At 35.3% G+C, this 19,349-nt stretch carries 18 protein-coding genes; 1 reads left to right on the plus strand and 17 read right to left on the minus strand.

From position 1 onward, the window contains the following. Nucleotides 1–34 precede the first annotated feature (34 nt). Complete coding sequence (gene rdgB, locus ACMAYX_RS12860; protein ID WP_412472034.1) at nucleotides 35–610, minus strand: RdgB/HAM1 family non-canonical purine NTP pyrophosphatase; 576 nt, start codon at nucleotides 608–610, stop codon at nucleotides 35–37. Then, on the minus strand, nucleotides 610–1,317 hold the full coding sequence (gene rph, locus ACMAYX_RS12865) for a ribonuclease PH (protein WP_103219299.1): 708 nt from the start codon (nucleotides 1,315–1,317) through the stop codon (nucleotides 610–612). Before rph ends, rdgB begins: the two co-directional genes overlap by 1 nt. A gap of 44 nt (nucleotides 1,318–1,361) precedes the next feature. On the opposite strand from rph, the gene ACMAYX_RS12870 reads away from it, so the two are divergent. Next, on the plus strand, nucleotides 1,362–2,030 hold the full coding sequence (locus ACMAYX_RS12870; protein WP_412463080.1) for a biotin--[acetyl-CoA-carboxylase] ligase: 669 nt from the start codon (nucleotides 1,362–1,364) through the stop codon (nucleotides 2,028–2,030). On the opposite strand, the gene ACMAYX_RS12875 is transcribed toward ACMAYX_RS12870, so the two are convergent. The 15 genes from ACMAYX_RS12875 to ACMAYX_RS12945 form a co-directional block, all read right to left on the minus strand. Then, nucleotides 2,031–3,263 (minus strand): response regulator, encoded by a 1,233-nt coding sequence (locus ACMAYX_RS12875; RefSeq protein ID WP_412470032.1) that lies wholly within the window; start codon nucleotides 3,261–3,263, stop codon nucleotides 2,031–2,033. A gap of 73 nt (nucleotides 3,264–3,336) precedes the next feature. After that, nucleotides 3,337–4,080 carry a PP2C family protein-serine/threonine phosphatase gene (locus ACMAYX_RS12880; protein ID WP_103219296.1) on the minus strand — a complete coding sequence of 248 codons (744 nt, stop codon included), beginning with the start codon at nucleotides 4,078–4,080 and terminating at the stop codon, nucleotides 3,337–3,339. Further along, nucleotides 4,077–6,320, minus strand: coding sequence for an FHA domain-containing protein (locus ACMAYX_RS12885; protein WP_412472035.1), 2,244 nt, complete (start codon nucleotides 6,318–6,320; stop codon nucleotides 4,077–4,079). The genes ACMAYX_RS12880 and ACMAYX_RS12885 overlap by 4 nt, the downstream gene beginning before the upstream one ends. Continuing rightward, nucleotides 6,301–7,305 (minus strand): FHA domain-containing protein, encoded by a 1,005-nt coding sequence (locus tag ACMAYX_RS12890; protein WP_103219294.1) that lies wholly within the window; start codon nucleotides 7,303–7,305, stop codon nucleotides 6,301–6,303. The genes ACMAYX_RS12885 and ACMAYX_RS12890 overlap by 20 nt, the downstream gene beginning before the upstream one ends. Nucleotides 7,306–7,311: 6 nt before the next feature. Next, nucleotides 7,312–8,883, minus strand: a complete 1,572-nt coding sequence (locus ACMAYX_RS12895) for an FHA domain-containing protein (protein ID WP_103219293.1) — start codon at nucleotides 8,881–8,883, stop codon at nucleotides 7,312–7,314. After that, complete coding sequence (locus ACMAYX_RS12900) at nucleotides 8,871–9,209, minus strand: DUF192 domain-containing protein (protein WP_103219292.1); 339 nt, start codon at nucleotides 9,207–9,209, stop codon at nucleotides 8,871–8,873. Before ACMAYX_RS12900 ends, ACMAYX_RS12895 begins: the two co-directional genes overlap by 13 nt. Next, nucleotides 9,209–10,393 (minus strand): type II secretion system F family protein, encoded by a 1,185-nt coding sequence (locus ACMAYX_RS12905; RefSeq protein WP_158246955.1) that lies wholly within the window; start codon nucleotides 10,391–10,393, stop codon nucleotides 9,209–9,211. The genes ACMAYX_RS12900 and ACMAYX_RS12905 overlap by 1 nt, the downstream gene beginning before the upstream one ends. A gap of 97 nt (nucleotides 10,394–10,490) precedes the next feature. Further along, nucleotides 10,491–11,552: a beta-N-acetylhexosaminidase gene (gene nagZ, locus ACMAYX_RS12910; RefSeq protein WP_103219290.1), complete on the minus strand. Its 1,062-nt coding sequence runs from the start codon at nucleotides 11,550–11,552 to the stop codon at nucleotides 10,491–10,493. Further along, nucleotides 11,553–12,380 (minus strand): ABC transporter permease, encoded by an 828-nt coding sequence (locus ACMAYX_RS12915; protein ID WP_103219289.1) that lies wholly within the window; start codon nucleotides 12,378–12,380, stop codon nucleotides 11,553–11,555. It lies immediately after the preceding gene. Then, nucleotides 12,380–13,276 carry an ABC transporter permease gene (locus ACMAYX_RS12920; protein WP_103219288.1) on the minus strand — a complete coding sequence of 299 codons (897 nt, stop codon included), beginning with the start codon at nucleotides 13,274–13,276 and terminating at the stop codon, nucleotides 12,380–12,382. Before ACMAYX_RS12920 ends, ACMAYX_RS12915 begins: the two co-directional genes overlap by 1 nt. Continuing rightward, on the minus strand, nucleotides 13,273–14,028 hold the full coding sequence (locus ACMAYX_RS12925; RefSeq protein ID WP_103219287.1) for a hypothetical protein: 756 nt from the start codon (nucleotides 14,026–14,028) through the stop codon (nucleotides 13,273–13,275). Before ACMAYX_RS12925 ends, ACMAYX_RS12920 begins: the two co-directional genes overlap by 4 nt. A 3-nt stretch (nucleotides 14,029–14,031) precedes the next feature. After that, nucleotides 14,032–14,823, minus strand: a complete 792-nt coding sequence (locus ACMAYX_RS12930; RefSeq protein WP_103219286.1) for a hypothetical protein — start codon at nucleotides 14,821–14,823, stop codon at nucleotides 14,032–14,034. Between the two features lie 19 nt (nucleotides 14,824–14,842). Then, complete coding sequence (locus ACMAYX_RS12935) at nucleotides 14,843–15,883, minus strand: rod shape-determining protein (protein ID WP_021266421.1); 1,041 nt, start codon at nucleotides 15,881–15,883, stop codon at nucleotides 14,843–14,845. Between the two features lie 21 nt (nucleotides 15,884–15,904). Next, a complete protein-coding gene (locus ACMAYX_RS12940; RefSeq protein WP_412472036.1) occupies nucleotides 15,905–16,984 on the minus strand; it encodes an AMP nucleosidase in 1,080 nt (359 codons plus the stop codon). 318 nt (nucleotides 16,985–17,302) lie between these two features. Next, a complete protein-coding gene (locus ACMAYX_RS12945) occupies nucleotides 17,303–19,306 on the minus strand; it encodes a penicillin-binding protein activator (RefSeq protein WP_103219284.1) in 2,004 nt (667 codons plus the stop codon). Between the last annotated feature and the right edge of the window lie 43 nt (nucleotides 19,307–19,349).

Consider the following 19,349-nt stretch of genomic DNA (forward strand, 5'->3'; position numbering starts at 1 on the left):
TGAACCTTTTTGGCAACCCAGAAATTAAACCTTTTTAAAGTTCTTGAAAAAACTTTATAGCGGAACCAACGGCCTTGGCCCTATGGGAGTTCTCGTTTTTCCACTCTTCTAATTGCGCTACAGTCTGATCTGGAAAGGCTTTTGGGCAAAATATAGGATCGTAACCAAAGCCTCCTTCTCCAATGTAACTATCTGAAATCTCACCTTCCATTCTCCCCTCAAAAAAATATATTTCCTCTGGTGATAAATAAAAGCATAAGACACAAGTAAAGTAAGCATTTCGATTCTGCTCACCATTTAACTTATCTAATAATAGCTCGGCCCTTTGGCGATCTGTTAAACCTTCACCACCAAAACGCGCAGAGTATATTCCTAACTCTTGAGGAAGTGCTTCAACAGTAATTCCTGAATCATCTGCGACGACAGGAGTTTTAAACTCTTCAAAATAAGCTTGAGCTTTCTTAAGAGCATTCTCTTGAAAAGTATTTCCATCTTCTACAACATCTAATTTTGCAGAAGCTGCATTAATTGAAATATTCGTCTCTTTGAATAAAACTGCAAATTCTTCGGCTTTATGAGCATTTCCAGTAGCTAGAATAAATTTTTTCATTACTTTCCTAGTGCTTCTTTTTGTTTTGAGAAAACAACCTTAAGAGATTCAGCAGCACAATCCATTAGCGCATCCATTTGCTCTCTTGAGAATGCTTGCCCTTCAGCAGTTCCCTGTACTTCAATAAATTTTCCAGACTCAGTCATAACAATATTCATATCTGTATCACAGCTCGAATCCTCTTCATAATTTAAGTCAGCAATGATTTTACCTTCGCCGTTAATTCCACAACTAATTGCTGCAAGAGGCTCTATAATTGGGTTCTCAGAAAGCTCACCACTTGCGATTAAACTTTGAATAGCAAGTTCAAGTGCAATAAAACTCCCAGAGATTGAAGTCGTTCTTGTTCCACCGTCTGCAACCATAACGTCACAATCAAGAGTAATCATACGCTCACCTAATTTTTTAAGATCGATAATTGCTCTTAAGCTTCGGCCAATTAAGCGCTGAATTTCTTGAGTACGGCCACCAATTTTTGAACGCTCTCTTCTTGATCTTGTGTGAGTAGAGCTTGGAAGCATTGAATATTCTGCTGTCACCCAACCTTTTCCACTACCTTTCATCCAACCAGGAACGCTTGATTCTATCGAAGCAGTGATATGAACCTTTGTATTACCAAATTCTGCAAGAACTGATCCTGCTGCATACGGGTTGATATTAATAGAAAATTTAACTTCTCTTGGAGTAGAACGTTCGATAAGTGACATATTGAATACCTCTGAATTTATTAGTATTGTTCGATAATAACATAATGAGAAAATCTATGAAACACCTACATTTTAAAGAAATTCCATCGACTCAAACAATTGCCATTGAAGAGGCACGTAATTATGACCAATTACTTATTAGTGCAACTGTACAAACTGAGGCAAGGGGCCGAAGACATAATAAGTGGGAAGATTTACAAGATAGTCTTTGTTTCTCTTGTAAATTAGAGGCAGGCCAAAAGCCAACTCTACTGGCTTTAGAAGTAGCAGTTATACTTAGTAATTATTTTAAAGAGCACAAACTCCTCCTTAAGTGGCCCAACGATATCTTTAATGAGAATAGTCAAAAAATTATGGGGATCTTAGTTAATAAAGATGATGATAACTATATCGTCGGAATAGGTATTAACTATGGAGGTGTTCCACATGAGACATATGGTGTGCTTAAAGAAGGTACGAAATTAAGTGAGAATGATTTTGAAAGTATTCCGCTAGATATTTACAACTACTTACTAGGCAATCGTCTTACAGAAGAAGAAATTATAAAACAGTGGAATGACAGATGTTATCACCTAAATAAAGAAGTCGAAATCATCGACGAAGATTCTATTATAAAAGGTATTTTCAGAGGAATTGGAAACTTTGGAGAGGCCCTTATTGAGACTCAGGATAAAATAGAGAAAGCCTATACAGGCTCTCTCGTTATTAAATAATTATTCTGAAATTGATGTTAGAACTTGCTTACTGATATTTTTAAGCTCTTTCTTAATTAAGTTCTCGGCCAGATCAGGAACGATTTCCCAAATAATCTTTTCAATATTTTGCTCACAGTACTCGCGTGCAAATTTTTCAATAATTGGTGCAACTTCATTCTTTAGTTCGGCCTTAAGCTCTTCAATATTTACAGCCGGGGCCGTAGTAGCTGGAGCTGTAGAAGTTGCAGTATTAATCGATGCTGTCGTTGATGTACCAAATGAAAAGTCATCATTCATTTGAGTTACTGAAGAAAGATTTATCTCATGCTCATCTTCTTCTGGAGAAGAGAACATTTCACTAGACTCCTCATCAGCGTCCCATAAGTTCTCATCAGAAATCTCTTCAAAGTCATCTGAAAAGTCAGATTCAAAACCACTTTGCTCTGATTCAGTAAACACAGGCTCTACTTCTTCACTTTCTGAGTCCTCAAAATTTTCTTCTATTTCTTCTTCTTGACTAGGAAGCTCAAAGTCATCACCCAGCTCTTCATCAAGATTTCCAAAGTAGTTACTAACATCGAGTATTGTCGAGCTAGGTTGCTCTTCTTTTGGAGGTAAATTTTCTATAACAGGAGGTAGAGTATCAAATTCTTTTGTTACATCACTTCCCTTTAAATTAGTAGGATCAAATCCCCAACCATCCAATTCTGACTCAAGATTATTATCTGAATCATCGTCATCAGTGAATGAATCGTGTTGACTCAAATCAAATTCTTGAGTCTTATCTTCTTCAGTTTGGGCAATTGAGCTATCAACATCCCAACCAGAGAAATTATCATCTTCAAGCTCATCTTGATTATCATCTGAAAAATCTTGTGTCGTATCTGTTGTTGAAACTTCACTTTCAATCAATTCATTACAAAGTGAAATAAATTTCTCTGTTTCAAATGGCTTAACAACTTTGTCAGAATATCCGCTACTACGTAGCTTATTTTCATCAACGATATCAAATGTTCCTAGCATCGCCAGAACTGGAGTTGTAGGGAACTTCTTACGCGTTTCTTCACCTAATTTATATCCATCATCTGAAAGACCAAAGTCTAATAAGATTAGATCAAAATCGTCATTTTTAGAAAATAATTCAGACTCATCAAGAGCTGAAACAATTTCAAAATCTTGATTTGCGAATGTAATACTAATTACTTTTTGGATTGTCTGACTGTCGTCAGCAACTAATACCTTTTTACTCATATAAAACCTCAATATATTGTTACGCAAAAAATCCAGCTAAGCAAGAGACAGTTTTAATGATTACGGTATGTTTCTATACGATTGAATAGATAATAGCTGACTGATTATCTAGATTACCTCGACGATTTGCACCGTCAAAAAGATTATCAATCTGAATAACTTCATCTTGAGTTGATTCTTGAATAATTCTTTTAATATCATGAAGGCTTAAACTTCCGTAGACACCATCACTTAAGACAATAATACGATCATTTGGTTCTACGTTTAACTCCCAAATTTTAGGGGATAAGTCTTCATAAAGGCCCAAAGCAACGAGAGGAAATGTACTTTTTTGGTGCGAGTTATCAGAAATTGAAATCTGTTTAACACAATCAGGTGTATTAATTAGAGATAAATCCCCATCTCGGTACATAAGAACCAGGCAATTACCACATGAAACGATTGATAAAATATTTTCAGAAAGCATCGTTAAAGCAGCAGAAACCCCACCTTTATCATTAAGAGGTTTACTCTTGTTGATATTCAGTAAGTTTTTATGGGCAATAAACATCGCATTCACTAGAGCATTAGTTTCTAGTACATACTGAGGTGAATAAAAGTAAGGCATTGTAGCATTCGGATCTCCAGACAACTTTGAGAAATAAAGATCAATTGACTGCTTAGCACTTTCTAGATTTCTATCAGAAATTCCAGAACCTCCAAATCCATCAAATATACCAAAAATTTTCTGTTTAAGATTAATAAAGGTATTATCCTCATTTAGATTAAGATATGGCCCTTGATGTGTTCTAGCAAAGAAGCTTTGAATTTCTCTCATAGATTTTTTAGCCTTTCACTCGCTTTAATATAATATTCATTATCCATAGGTGAGATTTGTTGCACCTCTTGAAACTTTTCTCGGGCATCCTCAAATGAACCTAACGATTCAGAGATTAAACCTTGACGATATACCTTACGGGCTCTTCTCGTTAACGTATCATTGATATCATCGAGTTCACTTTGCGCATCTAATTCATTAGGATTATAGCGTAAGACTTCCTTAAAAACTTCATAAGATGCCTTAAGATCTTCTGCTTCTTTAAGTGAACGGGCCTTACCCAAAAGTGGGCCAGTTATATTCTTAAGATTCTGACGTGATTTTTTAAGCATATCAATTGCTTTCTTCATTAGATCTTCATCCATTGATTTTTCACTAATGAATAACTCTAAAGCTCCAATTGCCTTATACCATTCTTCTTGAAGAAATAAAGTTTCACCTGGTTTAAGAGCATCTACCATACGCTGGCGTTCAGCTTTCTTCTGCGCTTCTTCAAGTTCTTTTCGATTTTTTTCCTTAATATAGGAATCCAGTTCTAACTCAAGGTTAGCAACATCATAATTATTAGGATCAAGTTCTTTAATCTGTTGAAATAGTCCACGAGACAAAGTGACATTACGCTCTTTTACCGCTTCTGTAGCTTTATCAAGAAGCGTCTTAACTTTTGCCTGAATTAATTTTCTCTTTTCTTCTGCACGTCTTTCAAGCTCTGCTTTTTCGAGCTCAGCATATTTATCCTTAGCCAACTGATAGAAAGTTTGGGCTTGTTTATAATCTTTTGTGATCATAAATAACCTTTCAAACTCAGTAATTGCTTCCGCAACATTACCCTCATTAGCATAACGTGTTGCTAACTGATATAAAGCTTCTGCTTTTTCTTGTTGCTCTTTTGTTAGCTTTTTATCAACCGAGGTAACAACCTGTTTCTTTTTTTGTTCCTTAGCCTGCTTATCTTTAGCCGTTGGTTTTGGTTTCTCGCCACTATCTGGAAATAAAAACATATAAAGACCCAATAATACAACAGTATAGATTAGGACTTTCTTACGCTTTTCAGGGTCATTAAGAATTCTCTTAATAATAGATTTTTCTTCACTAGCTGAAGGAGCATCAGATAATTCAAGGCCATCAAAATCTTCGTCATCATCAGAAACTTCAACAATTTCCTCAACTTCAATTACCTGGTTATCTTCTACAGGCATCAGCATATCTTGCTGACTCTTTATAAAGTCACTAGCGATCTTAACTGTAAAAGTAGTTGAGCCAATAATAAATTCATCACCATTTGTGATCTCTTTTTGGTTTATTCGCTTACCATTTAAAATCGTGCCATTGGCCGATTGTAAATCTTCTAATACACAAGTGATCTTATTCTTTTTAATTACCGCATGTACTGAGGAGACTTCAGGATCAGATAAGACAATCTGACATTTACTTGGATCACGACCAATATATGTTTCAGGCAGGTCTAAATTAAAATGATCATAAGGAACATCTTCACCAAATAACTCTAGAACAAAATTTGCAAAGCCAGAGAATACTTGAGTTTTATCCCCAATATCATCGTCTAGTGTATCAATGTCGTAAGATTCATCACCATAGTTGTCATCATAACCATCATCATAATTTTCTTCATAGTTTTCATCGAAGCCTTCTGAGAATCCTTCTTCCTGCTGTCCAAATTCTTCAAAACCACCTTCTTGTGAATCAAGAAGTTCTTCAGCATTAAACTCATTCTCGTTATCAGATGATCCCTCTTCAGTAGGTGCATCAAAAGCTTGAGTTTCTTCTTCAAATTCAGATCCACCATCTATGATAGATGTTTCTTCTTCAATATCATCTTGTTCAGCGGCTTCAAAATCATCTTCAGGTAACTCTGGCTCAACGTTAACGATTTCTTCAACAGGATCATCACCAACTGGACTTTCAACTTCTAGACTTTCAAAAAGAACTTTAAATTCATTACAAACGAGGTAATAGCCACTCGATACTGGTATTTCCTCTAAAAACATTGGAGCGTTATTAACAAGAACAGTGTCATATGTTGATAACTTATTTAAAGTCCAACTGACACCATTAAAATTAAGGCTTGCTAATCGCCTTGAAATTTGTGGATCATCTAAGTGAACATGAGCTTCATCAGATCGACCAATAAGAAAGCTAGAGCTCTGCCCCATGATCACCTGATCATTAATCTCAATACGATTAAGAATTGTTCCATTTTTAGAAACAGTAATTATCACTCTTTTTCATCCCTAATTTTTCGGCCATATCTTCAACGTTCTTTTTAGCTTCGATAAAGCGCTCATCTGTCTTGTATTCAATTAAAAGTTTATAAATTGAGCAATATGTACCTAAAGCTCTATTATATTTTAAAGAATCTTTATTCTTTGTTGCTTGATTGAACATATCTTTAATTTTTTCATCAAGTCTCTGTTTTGCAATATTTAAGTGATAAGCAGCGTTACCATCATTTGGATCAAGTGTTAGAGCTAGATTAAATTCCTGCATTGCTCTAAAGTAGTTTCCTTCACGTGCTTCTCGTCTACCACGGTGAATATAAGCTTCAACTTTCTCACGAGTTTCAAGATCTTCAACATATTTACGGCCAGTATTACTATTTGAGGAATCAATAATTGAACTTCCTTCTTTTTTTACTGTTGCCTTCTTTGTTTTTGTATCACCACCATCCATAAAAAAGAACAAGCCCATAACTGCTACTGCAATATAGATAAGTTTCTTTCTCTTTTCCTCAGGTGTTGCAGGACCTTTCTTTTTCTTAGCTTTGGCTTTCTTCTTTACCTCTTCCTCTTCTTCCTCATCTTCATCATCTTCGTCTTCTTCAGGGTCCTCATATTCCACGAGGGCCTTCTCCTCTTTTACTTCGATGAATGAGTACTTAAAAACTGTAGAGCCAACAATAATCTTATCACCAGACTTAAGTTTATGTTGAGTCACTTTCAAGTCATTTACCATGACACCATTTTGAGACTTAAGATCGGTAAGAGTATATTCATTATTAACACGAGTTAATTCAATGTGTTCTCTTGAAGCTTGAGTATCAAGAATTTGAATATCATTAGAACTTAGACGACCAAGAACTACTCGATTACCGTTTAAGTAATAACAAATACCTTTATTCTTACCAGTCATACAAATAATACGATGGTACTGCCCAGATGATTCTGGGGAAGATAAATTCTTTGTCATTCTAATTGCGGCAACCATTTATACTTAGTCCTCTTTAATTAGTGTAACATAGAACGCCTTTGCAAAATTATCTCGCCCTATTAAACTCGTAACAAAAATATTATAGAAATGCCCAGAAAGCTCATATTCACCTTTCTGAGACGTTCCTCCATTATCCGCAGAGGCATCACATAACTCAATTATTGTCGCTGCGAATCCCTTTTCACGTGCCACATCTAAGAGGCTCATCCCTTCAGAAGAGCTACCTCTAATCGCCGTGATATCTTCTGCTAGCGTATTAATATGAGAAAGATTCTTTTGTGAATCTAGAACAAGGACAGCTCCCTGTGCCCCTTGCATAAATTCATATAAGCTTGAAACATAGGACTCATCACTTTCCATTTCATCAAAACTCATATCATCGTCAGTTTTCTGCAGCTCTCTAATTCTTTGAATCATGGAATTTATAGATGAACGTAATGGATCAATCTCAGACCATAAATATTCACTATCAACACTTTTTCGATTTCCTCTTAAGGCCTCTTCAATCTGAAACTTCATTTCATCTAGATGTCTAATCGTCATATAATAAACAATGGCAAAGAAGATGATTGAAGCAATAAATGACGTAATTAGTGCCTCTAGGTAAGCAACCCTACTTTTAGATGCCTCATCCGCAATTGATGCTGGTTTAAAACGAATGGCGATTACACCAACAACATCAAGGTTACCTGTCTTAACATTTGTTGCCTTAATCTTTTGACCGATTCCAATTTCACCGTTTGACAATCGACTTACCATTGGAAGGTCACTAGAGTTCTTCATTGTCTTTTCGGCCCACTCTCTTACTTGAACAGAGAAAGGATCATCAATGTACATATTTAGCTTTGTTAGCGGTCTAACAATTCGTCCGTCAATATCAAATAGATCATAAGAAACAACACCGTTATTTCCTTGTTCCATAAACTTTGTATCAACACGATCAAGATCTTTTCTAGCTAATGCACCTCTATTTTGTCTTTTAATTTCATCCGCATAATGTGCACCACGCTTAGCAACTTCTAAAAGAAGTAGACTCTGAGACGTTTTCATTACTGGAAAAATAGTTAGAGTTACCGTCACAACAACGAAGATAGAAAGTAAGATACCAGTAAGAACACGCCATTCATATTCTTCATTAATTCCATGAATTAGTGGCATTAATCGATATTTAAAAAGCCAGATGATCTTTCCAAAGATATTCTCTGGCATTTCACCACCAGTGATATATGTTGGTTCATCATCTTCTTCAACAGTTTCAATTCTTTTTTTAATAATCTTCTTTTTCTCTTTTACAAAAACGACTTGAAGAATTGAATCAGGAAGAGCTATCTTGTCTCCATTTTTAACAGTGGCCCTTTTGACTGCTTTACCATTAACAAATGTACCATTTGAACTTCCAAGATCTTTAACAAAAGCTACATCTTGAGTAACAGTAACGGATAAGTGCTTCTTTGAAACACCATTTACAGGAAAGTGAACGCTACAATCCTCTGAGCGCCCTAGGGTATTTTCCCCTTCCTCTAAAATATATTCCTGTCCACGCAGTTTACCTGCAACAACAACTAATTTATACATAACTCTAGAGTATCCCCTTCCTTAATCTCTTGAGGCAATTGTCCATCTGCCAACTCTAGTACACGACTTGCACTAAAAACAATTTGCGTATGTCTCCATGGTTTAAGTCCACGGTATATTTTCTTAATTTCATTCTTACTATTAAAGAAGACAACATCGATTTTATAATTCATAAAACAGGTATGAATTGCATTTGTTCCATAAAAAATCATGCCATCAAAGCCATCCATGCTCTGAGAAAACATCAGCCCCTTTAGTTTCTTATAAAAAGAATCTGCAACAATGGCCTGCTTACATATTTCAATACCATTACAAGAAATCTTCATTAATTCCCTCCAACTAGCTCAACAACGAGTGGAGCAAAGATCATAAGAAGAACTGAAGGTACAATAAAGGCCATCATTGGAAAAAGAATCTTTGTTGCAGCAGTTGCACCTTCTTTTTCAATCTGCGCTGATTTCTTTTGTCTAATCTCAATTGAGAGTGCTTTTAGAATTGGTCCAATTGAAGCACCAACAGAGTCTGCAGCAATTAGAGTTGCACAAAATGACGAAATCTGAATTAAGTCCACTCGCCATGCCATATTTCTTAGAGCTTCCGCACGACTGGCCCCAATTTTAATTTCTTTAAGAAGAATTTCAAATTCTTGTGTAAGTGGACCAGGTTTAGCTTTATCTACAACCTTAGTCATCGCAGCAATAAAGTCTAGTCCCGCTTCAACAGATAGTGCTAGCATATCAACAGAAAAAGGCATTCCGTTGATAATATCTTTTTGGCGTTGTTCAATTTTTCCTTTAATCCAAATGTCCGGATATAAGAATCCAACAATTGCCATTACAGGAATAAGAGAAAGTTTCCAGTCTGCTTCAGTAAATTCTCTGACAGCTAAGAACATAATTGGGAAACCAATAATAAGAAATAACTTAAATGCGAAGAAATCCTCAGGAGTCATATCTTCAGTTAAACCAGCACTTGCTAGCTTTCTTTTATACTTCTCTTTAATCTTCTTCTTATTTTTCATAGAAGAAACAATTGGTGAAATATAGCGTTTAAAAAATGGTCTCGAATATTGAAGAATAAAGCCGTGCTTTTTTACATTCTCAGCTTTCTTAGAACCACCTTCTTCTAATTTTTGCGCAGCTTGGAAAGATTCATTATCTTGAAACATCATCTGCGTGACAATGTAAACAGCAATACCAATAAGAATAATTCCGGCCCACATTAGAAGCTGTGAACTTTCAAATAACTCCGCACCTTTTCGATAATCACAAGCGTTCTGCTCACCATTTTGACAGGCACTAATAATTAGCTTCTTACCTTCGGCAGGATAGTTAATTCCATCTTGCTTAAAGCTTTTATCAGTAAATGTTTGGTAAAGAAGTCCTTGCTCAAAACAACTCGATTGATTTCCTTTTTTACAAGAGACATCAAGTAAATTTGCATGATCGCGCTTTGAATAATTTCCGTAGCTCTGCGCATTTGCATCGAATGCAACGAGCAACGTAAACATATAAAACAATAAGGAAGTTATGAGACCTTTAGTCATAACATAAGAATATCAAAAATAATTGATTTCAAGCAGTTAGAGGCAATATTGGCCCTATGTGCTAACCTTGATTAACCTGCTCAACAATAGATAAATTCTCACGAGTACCAACCTTACCAGCAACATCTGGAATATAAGTAGGTGAGTAATTTGATAGGTATTTTTTCTTAAGCTCTAAGACACGTTCATATTTTTGAGAGATATCAACTTTATCAATATCACCAGCTTCAAAAGCTTGCTTCACATATGTATAGGCTTCGCGACAAGCTTCAAAAGAACGATATTCCACTACATCTGCTCCAGCTGTTAGAGCTTTAAGAGCTGCTTCGCCGATTGTAATTTCATCTGAAATGGCCTTCATTTCCATATCATCAGTTATGATAACTTTTTTAAAGCGAAGTTCCTCACGGATTAGTTCATATGCTTTTTTTGAAAATGTACAAATATTTTCCGGATCAATTGCGTCGACTTTTAAGTGGGCCATCATAACAAAGTCCACTCTTGCCTTTACTGCTTTTACAAATGGAATAAATTCACTTTCTCTCAGTTCTTCTAGCGACTTATTAACAACAGGTAATTTAAAGTGCGAATCCTCTAAAGTATCACCATGGCCCGGGAAGTGCTTAGCGCATGACATAATCCCACTTGTTTGCTGACCGCGAATTATGGCCGAAACAAACTTAGTGACTTCGTCGGCGTTATCACCAAATGAGCGATCACCAATAACAGTATTTTTTGGATTCGTGAAAATATCACAAACTGGACCCAGATTAAGATTAACACCACAACTTAGTAACTCATTAGACATTAGCTGAGAGATTTCAAAACATAATTTTGGTGAATCTGTTCTTGCAACATCTAGCATTGGTGGAATTACAGTGAAGCCTTCACGAAATCTCTGTACTCTTCCACCCTCGTGGTCTGTTGCGATAAAGAGTGGATAATTATCTCTTAATGATTGAATATTATTAATTAATTCTGCCAATTGAGCTGGTGACTCATAGTTTTGTTTAAAAAGAATAACTCCACCAATATTTTCTTTTTGAATGAAATTTTCTTCCTCAGTCGTTAACTGTGTACCACTTATACCAGTAATAAATAATTGACCTAATATATTATTCATCTATTTGCCTTTACCTTTAAGTTTTGGATCTAAGTAATCTCTAAGGCCATCGCCAAAAAGATTTAACGAAATAATTAAACCAGTCATTAGTAAGCTCGTCACGATAACAACATGAGGTGCTTCTAATAAAACTAACTTCGCCATAGCAAGGATTGCTCCCCACGAGTATTCACTTGCCCCTAATCCAAGGAATCCTAAACTAGCTTCACTAATTATAACTCCACTTATTCCAAGAACAAAGTGAATGGAAATAACTGGCACAATACTTGGTAAAATTGACTTATAAAATAAACGAAATTCACTTACACCAATTGCTCTAGCACTTTCTACATATCCTAAATTTAAAACACGCATTGTCTCACCGCGAGCAATACGAGCGTAACCAGGCCATGAAGTAAAAATTAAACAAAGTACCAATCCTGTAAATGATTGCCCAGAAAAAGACATAACAAGAATGGCGAGTAAAATACTAGGAAAAATAAAAATTAAATTAGTAAACATATCCATTATTTCGGACACAAACTTTATTTTTATCGCAGAAAGATATCCAATAATTATACCGATTAAACATGCACTTGAACTAATAAGTAATGAAATACCTACTGTATAGATAAGACCGACACTTAGTACTTTAAATAAACTTCTACCATTAATATCAGTACCTAAAAAATAGTCATGTGAAAAAGGCTTAAATAATTCATGAGATATAATACTTGATGGAGTATAATCAAATCCATTCATTAGTAGCCACAAGACTGCCCACATAATATAAATTGATAGAATAAAGCCACCGAAGATCATTTCATTATTTATTTTCTTCTTTCTCATTAACCTATCCTTGGATCAATCTTTTCATTTAAGTAATCAACTAATACATAAACGAGCATATAGATAACTGTAGAGTATGCAATAATTCCCTGAACAAGTGGATAGTCACGATTATTTATTGCTTCAAATAAAAGAGAGCCTAAACCTGGAATATCAAAAATAGTTTCTGTAATAACCGTACCAGCAAGAACAACGGATAACTGAATCGCAACTACATTCAAAATCGTTGGCATACAAATTTTCACAAGACGATAGACTATTGCTGAATTAGATAAGCCTTTAGCATTTAAAACTAAGACCCATAGTTGTGACTCTTCTTCAAGATACTTATTCCTCATAACCCTTACAATTACAGATGACAGCGGTAATACTAAAGTTGTAACTGGAATAATCATATGCTTTATAGAAGTCCATTGCGAAACTGGGAATATACCGAGTTTGATAGAAAAAACTAAAACCAGTAGTGGCGCAAGTGAGAAGATTGGAAATGAAAGTAGAGTTAGTGTGACAACTCGAATTGCGGTATCAGGTAATTGAGATTTTTTTATCGCAGAGATAACTCCTATGCCAATTCCGATAGGAGTTGATATTAATATCGATACTAGTGCCAAAATAACTGTTGGAGGCAAGTTATCTTTTATTAATTTCACAACAGGATCTTTCTTAAAGAATGATTTACCTAAATCTAAAGTAATAATACCTTTTGCAAAATCAACGTATTGCTCAACTAAACCTTTATCTAAGCCAAGCTCAGCACGGTATTTTTGAATTTCTTCTACTTTTGCTTCAGGACCAAGAAGTCTTTCGACTGGATCCCCCGGAGTTAATCTCAACGCGAAGAAAATTGTCGTGATAGCAAAGAATAATGTCAAAAATGACTTTAAGAATAATTTCATTTTACCAACTCTTTTGATAGACCTTGAGATGCCCAGTAGTGACCAACAACATCTAAACTCTTATTTAATATATATACTTGTTCTTGTCCGCCAGCTGATAAAAGAAAACGATAGTTTCCATTCTTATCGAAATCATCAAAACTCAATCTTGCTTCAGATAAAATCTCTTTTGGTATATTTAAATATTGTTCTTGGAAATATGGAAAGCTTTCCCAAAGAATATGAAAATTCATGTCTCCATTCTTTTTATCAATGGCCTTCTTAATAAAGCCCGAAACCTTTGCACACTCAACAATAGATGCATAGAAACATATGGCCTTAACATTTTTAGGAACATCATACTCACGCTGTCCAAGCCACTTATATTCAGGAGAATTCAGATTATAAAAAATCTTTCTACTTTTTAAATCAATCTGACCACTCACGGTGTAAATATCATTATTCAAGAAAAAAGTGGATTCGTATTTAATTGGAACTAAAAAGAATACATCCTTAGCAATCTTCTTTTGCTTAGAGATTACAATTGTCTTTTCATAAACCTTGGATTTATTTACAGGTGAAATGATTTGAGTTTTTCGTACATATTCACGATTTTTATTGAATCCTGACATTGTATCAACAAGATATTCACCACTGACTTCCAATTGCTTATACTGATTAGCACTGGCCGATAGCTGATCATTAATATCTTCTTTCAGTATACTACATGAAGTAATTAAAAATAAAAAAAGCACACCAAGAGGTCGCAACATAAACTACTCCTCTATTTGTTGATTAATATACTTATTAAATTCCTCATCAAGTGAAGTTAAAATTATAGATTTATCATCAAGCTCTTTTAAGTATGAATCTAAATCTCCATTACTTTCAAACTTAATCCCAATTTTCTTCATCGGAATATTATCAAGTCTGAAATTTACATAATCAATATCGTAAACTTTTTGAATATTTGAAATATCATATGAGTTTTTCTCTAAAACTAGAGTTCCCATTGAAAACTTTTTGTTAGAGAAATTTTTAAAGTCTTGTAGAGACATTACAAAAGAAGCACCATTACTTGAGATATCAATTAATTTTGCACCTCTTAGCTCTGGAAAATCATTCATCGAATAAGAAAAGTCTTTAATGAATGAGTCCTCTTTATTTTTAGATTTATTGAATTGAAGTACATTATCTGCAGACGGTGTATCTTCTTCGACTGCATCAAAATATAGATATGAAGATGTCATATATGAGACATTAAATCTCATATCCCCTCTTCTTTCACTTCGATATACTTTCCCTTCGATTTTTAGATTACCACCTTCAATGACACCTTTAAAAAAGTAGCTCATATAACGAAGGCTAAAGTTCGCCATCACGACTCCATCAAGAGCGTGATTATCATCTACAATAAGAGTATCTTCTTCAATCGCAAAAATCTCAACAGAAGCTACCTGCTGTGAGTTAGTCCAAATTTTTAATTTACTCTTTGTGGCAATGAGCTCCCTGATTTTCAGTTTTATATCAGAGAGCTCTAATTCGATAAAAAGATTTTGAGAATTCAATTGTAAACCTATTTTCGACTTATGATAGAGTCGCTACTTGTTTTAAAAGATCGATTGACTCTAGTGCCTTACCACATCCACGAACAACACATGTTAATGGATCTTCAGCAAGAGCAACTGGAAGACCAGTTCTTTCTTTAATTAAAACATCTAGGTTTGCAAGAAGAGAACCACCACCAGCTAGAATGATTCCGTTATCAACGATATCGGCAGCTAGTTCTGGAGGAGTTTTTTCTAATGAAGTCTTAATTGCTTCAACTACTTCAGCGATAGGATCAGAAAGTGCATCTCTGATTTCGTCAGAAGTAACTTCGATAATTTTAGGAGCACCAGCAACTAGGTCACGGCCCTTAACTTCATATGTTCTTACTTCATCATCAAATGGGTATGCATTACCAATCGACATTTTGATTTGTTCTGCAGTTCTTTCACCAATTAATAATGAGTATTTTTTCTTGATGTAAGAAGCAATTGCTTCATCAAACTTATCACCTGCAACTCTTTCAGATTGAGAGTAAACGATACCACCAAGTGAAATGACTGCAACTTCAGTTGTCCCACCACCAATATCAACAATCATATTTCCTGAAGGTTCAGTAATTGGAAGTCCTGCACCAATTGCAGCGGCCATTGGCTCTTCAATTAAGTAAACTTCACGAGCACCTGCTTGTTCAGCAGATTCCTTTACTGCACGTTTTTCAACTTGAGTAATACCGAAAGGAATACAAATAATGATTCTTGGCTTTACTAGCTTTGAACCTGATAGTGATTTTTGGATGAAGTACTTAAGCATGGCACCAGTTACTTCAAAGTCTGCGATTACTCCATCTCTCATAGGACGAATCGCTTGGATAGACCCTGGTGTACGACCAAGCATTTGCTTAGCTTCCGCACCAACAGCTAGAACCTTTGATCCAGTACCCTTATATCCTTGGTGTACCGCAACTACAGATGGTTCATTCACGATGATCCCTCTGTCCTTAGCGTATACAAGAATATTCGCTGTACCTAAATCGATCGCGAGATCGTTTGAGAAGAAATTAAAAAATTGCTTTAACATTTCATATTCCTTTATAAAATTTTACCAATGATAGTGTCTGATATTCTCACCACGCTCAGCAATGTCTGCCATAGCTTCAATCCCTAATTCGATGTGAATATCTGTATATTTCTTGAAGACAGACTTTGCAGACTTCTTCGTTTTAATACCATCCTTAGTCATTGGACAATCAGAGATTAAAAGTAATGCTCCGATATTTACCTTACTCACAAAGCAAGAAACAAAAAGTGCCGCTGTTTCCATTTCAACTGCAAGTACCCTTTGTTCGATTAAGCGCTCTTTAAAACGATCATCAAATTCCCAGAATCGGTAATCTGTAGAGTGGATCGTTCCAGTACGGTAATCATGCCCATGCTCTAATAATATTTGAGAAACAAATTTTTGTACTTTAAATGTTGGAAGGGCAGGAACTTCCCTAGGAAGAAAGTGCTCAGTAACACCTTCTGCTCTAATTGAAGCGATAGGAAGAACGAAGTCACCCACTTTTAACGATGGATGAACAGCACCTGCAAGTCCTAAGAATAGTACTGCTTTAGGATGAATTACTGAAATTAGCTCACCGATAAGCGCGGCCATGGCAGCACCAACACCAAACTCAATAATCGTTACTTTTGCTTTCTTAGAACTTGAAGCTTTAAAAGCTGAACCTTGAGTATAAACATGGTCATCTAATAATGCGTTGAATCTCTCAACATAGTAATGGAAGTTAGTAAGAATAATTTGTTGTTGGAAGTCCCTAAAGTCGTGACCCGTGTAGCGCTCAATCATATCAATTGCAATCTTGCGCTTATCTTCATTCCAGTGAATACGGCGTGCTCTTAAAGCAGCCTTTTTCATTTCAAGGTTAGCACCTAGCTCTGGAGATTTAGATTTATTATTTAGTGAAAGTTCATCAACAAATGCAGTTGATAAGCTTGCATGAGAAGCCGAGCTTGTCTTACGTAAAGGATTTTTCTTTGTCGCTTTCTTTGCAACTTTCTTCACTGACTGCTTTGCAGCTTTCTTGCTGGCCTTCTTTTTAGTTACTTTTTTTGTAGTTTTTTTCGTCGTTTTGCTCGCAGCTTTCTTCTTAGCTGCTACTTTTTTCTTTGCAGCGCACATTCCATTATACCTTTTGATTAGCAATCCGTTTGCTTATATATGTAAAATGTACCATTTAGCTCATTTTATTGACAACCATTAATAACAGATTAAACACCGCGCATACCTATAAATATGACTTGGCCCTTGTCAAATTCGATATTTTTTTCTAGTATAACGAGACTATTTTCTAACACTACGCAAAAGGAAAGATTATGGGTGCAGGTAGAAAGAAAACTATTGCTAAAATGAGTAAGAGAAAAGCTCAACTTAAGAAAAAAGCAAGAATTTTACGCAGAATCAACGCTGCTAAGAAGTAATATAACTGGCGCTTAAGCGTCAGTTACTTACTTCCTCTTCAACTGATTTTTCATTCGGTTTTTCACTAGTCAAATTCACTTTATTTAAGCGACCACGGTATAAGCTCATGAGATTCATGTCCTTCATCCACACGTCGTCTTCTAATCTCCAAGAACCAGTAATACCAGCAACTTTCTTAGCATCAACTAACGTTTTCTCCAGTTCATCGCGGCTTGTAAAATCACCTAACGATAGAACATTCGCTGCTAGTGCCATACCTTCAAAACCAAGAATTTCAACAACACCTGGACGTTGGCCATAGCGTGACTGATAACTTGATACAAATCCAGAATCACCTTTTGGTACTTCTGAGTCGACAAAGAATAGTTTTCCAAGCTTAGAAGTTTCTCTAGAGATTCTTCTAGAGCGCCAATTAGGTCCACCAACTAAAGTTACATTAAACGCATCATAGTAATTAAATGACGGGATTAACTGTAGAGCATCATTTGGTGCCGCTGGAAGTAGAACCCAATCGAAGTCCACAATTGGACCAAGTGTTTGTACTCGTCTAATTGATGTATTGCCTTCTAATTTATGAACAGACTTTAGAAGTTCAAACTCCTCTTGTCTTTCACGTGTAAAGTATAGACCAAGAATTTTTGCTACTGTTGATCTGTGGTCAGTCTGATTAGTATCAAATGATTGAATACTAACAATTTCAGCACCTGCTTTTTCGGCCATCTTCCATGCCGAATCAACATATGAATAACCAGTATCTGTATTTGGATAAATGATAGATACTTTGTTACCAAATTTTGATAAGTACTTTTCAGAGAATAATAAAGAAACTTGTGATTCTACAGAACCAGGAACTTCAATTAGAAGGTGGCCTTTATCATCTTTACTCGCATAGATTTGAGAAAGAGAAATAAAGAATGCACCATACTTTCTCGCAGCTTCATATTCTGCTTTAGCTTCATCTTTTAAAAGTCCACCGATAATAATTGAAGAGTTCTCTCTTTCAATCATCTCACGAACCTTTTCCTTACCTACAATTGCACTTCCCATACTATCAAAGATTTTAATTTGAATAGGTTGAAAATTTGGTTTCTTAGCATTCTGTTCGTTATACTTTCTAACAGCGTGATCGATACCTGCTAGTGCTCTTTTACCAAATTTACTTTTATCTCCAGTAAGAGGAAGAACAACACCAATTGAGCGAAGGTTAATTTTGCTATATTTCTTAAGGTTTTCAAAACGTGCCATTACAAGAGCAATGACTTCAGGAAACATATTGTAGTTAGACTTAACCCAGTCTCCAACTTCTTGTGCCTTTCCCTTATTTCCTTGATTGATAAGTTGCTCAATTTCTAAATAAGAAAGATAAGCACAAACAAAATCTTTTCCTTGTTTAAAGTCCTGAACTAAACGCACTCGCTCAGCTTGATCCACGATGAAGTATTGTGTAACAAGTTGACCATAGAATTTTTTCTCTTTTAATTCATCCACAGTATTGGCACCAGAATTTAGCCAAAGTAGAGAATCGAGTGCTACTGCTTGAAAATCAAGCTCCTTTGAAACGCGATAACGTAATTTATGAAAATTTTCTAAATCACGATTAAGAAGCCATCTTGAGTCAGTCCCATCAAGAGTTTTGAATGTATTTTCTAGATCTCCTAATTTATAGTAACTGCTTGCTAGATTTAACTTAATTTGAGCATTAAGTTGCCCATCTTCTCCTGAACTATTTAAAGCAAGATTAAATTGAAATATAGCTTGTTCATAGTTTTGATTTGAATAATTAATTACACCAATCAGATTTGTTTTTGTTGCAAGTTCCGCCGGCCTTAACTTTGCATCTTGAATTGCATTAAGTTGTCCTAGCGCTAATTCCTTATTCCCATCAACGAAACTCTTCTTTGCAACATCAAAATCTTTTAAAAACTTTTCTGTATAAAGATGTGAAGTGTCTCGGTTGATCATTTGGATACCACCGCAACTCACAAGTAGTGTGATTAAAATTAGAGAAATATACTTAAACATAGTCGACCTTTTTTAATTTTGTATGGTCTATTTTATTTGAAAT

Origin of the sequence: Halobacteriovorax sp. RT-2-3 (genome assembly GCF_047085075.1) — a bacterium.
Taxonomy (GTDB): Bacteria; Bdellovibrionota; Bacteriovoracia; order Bacteriovoracales; family Bacteriovoracaceae; genus Halobacteriovorax_A.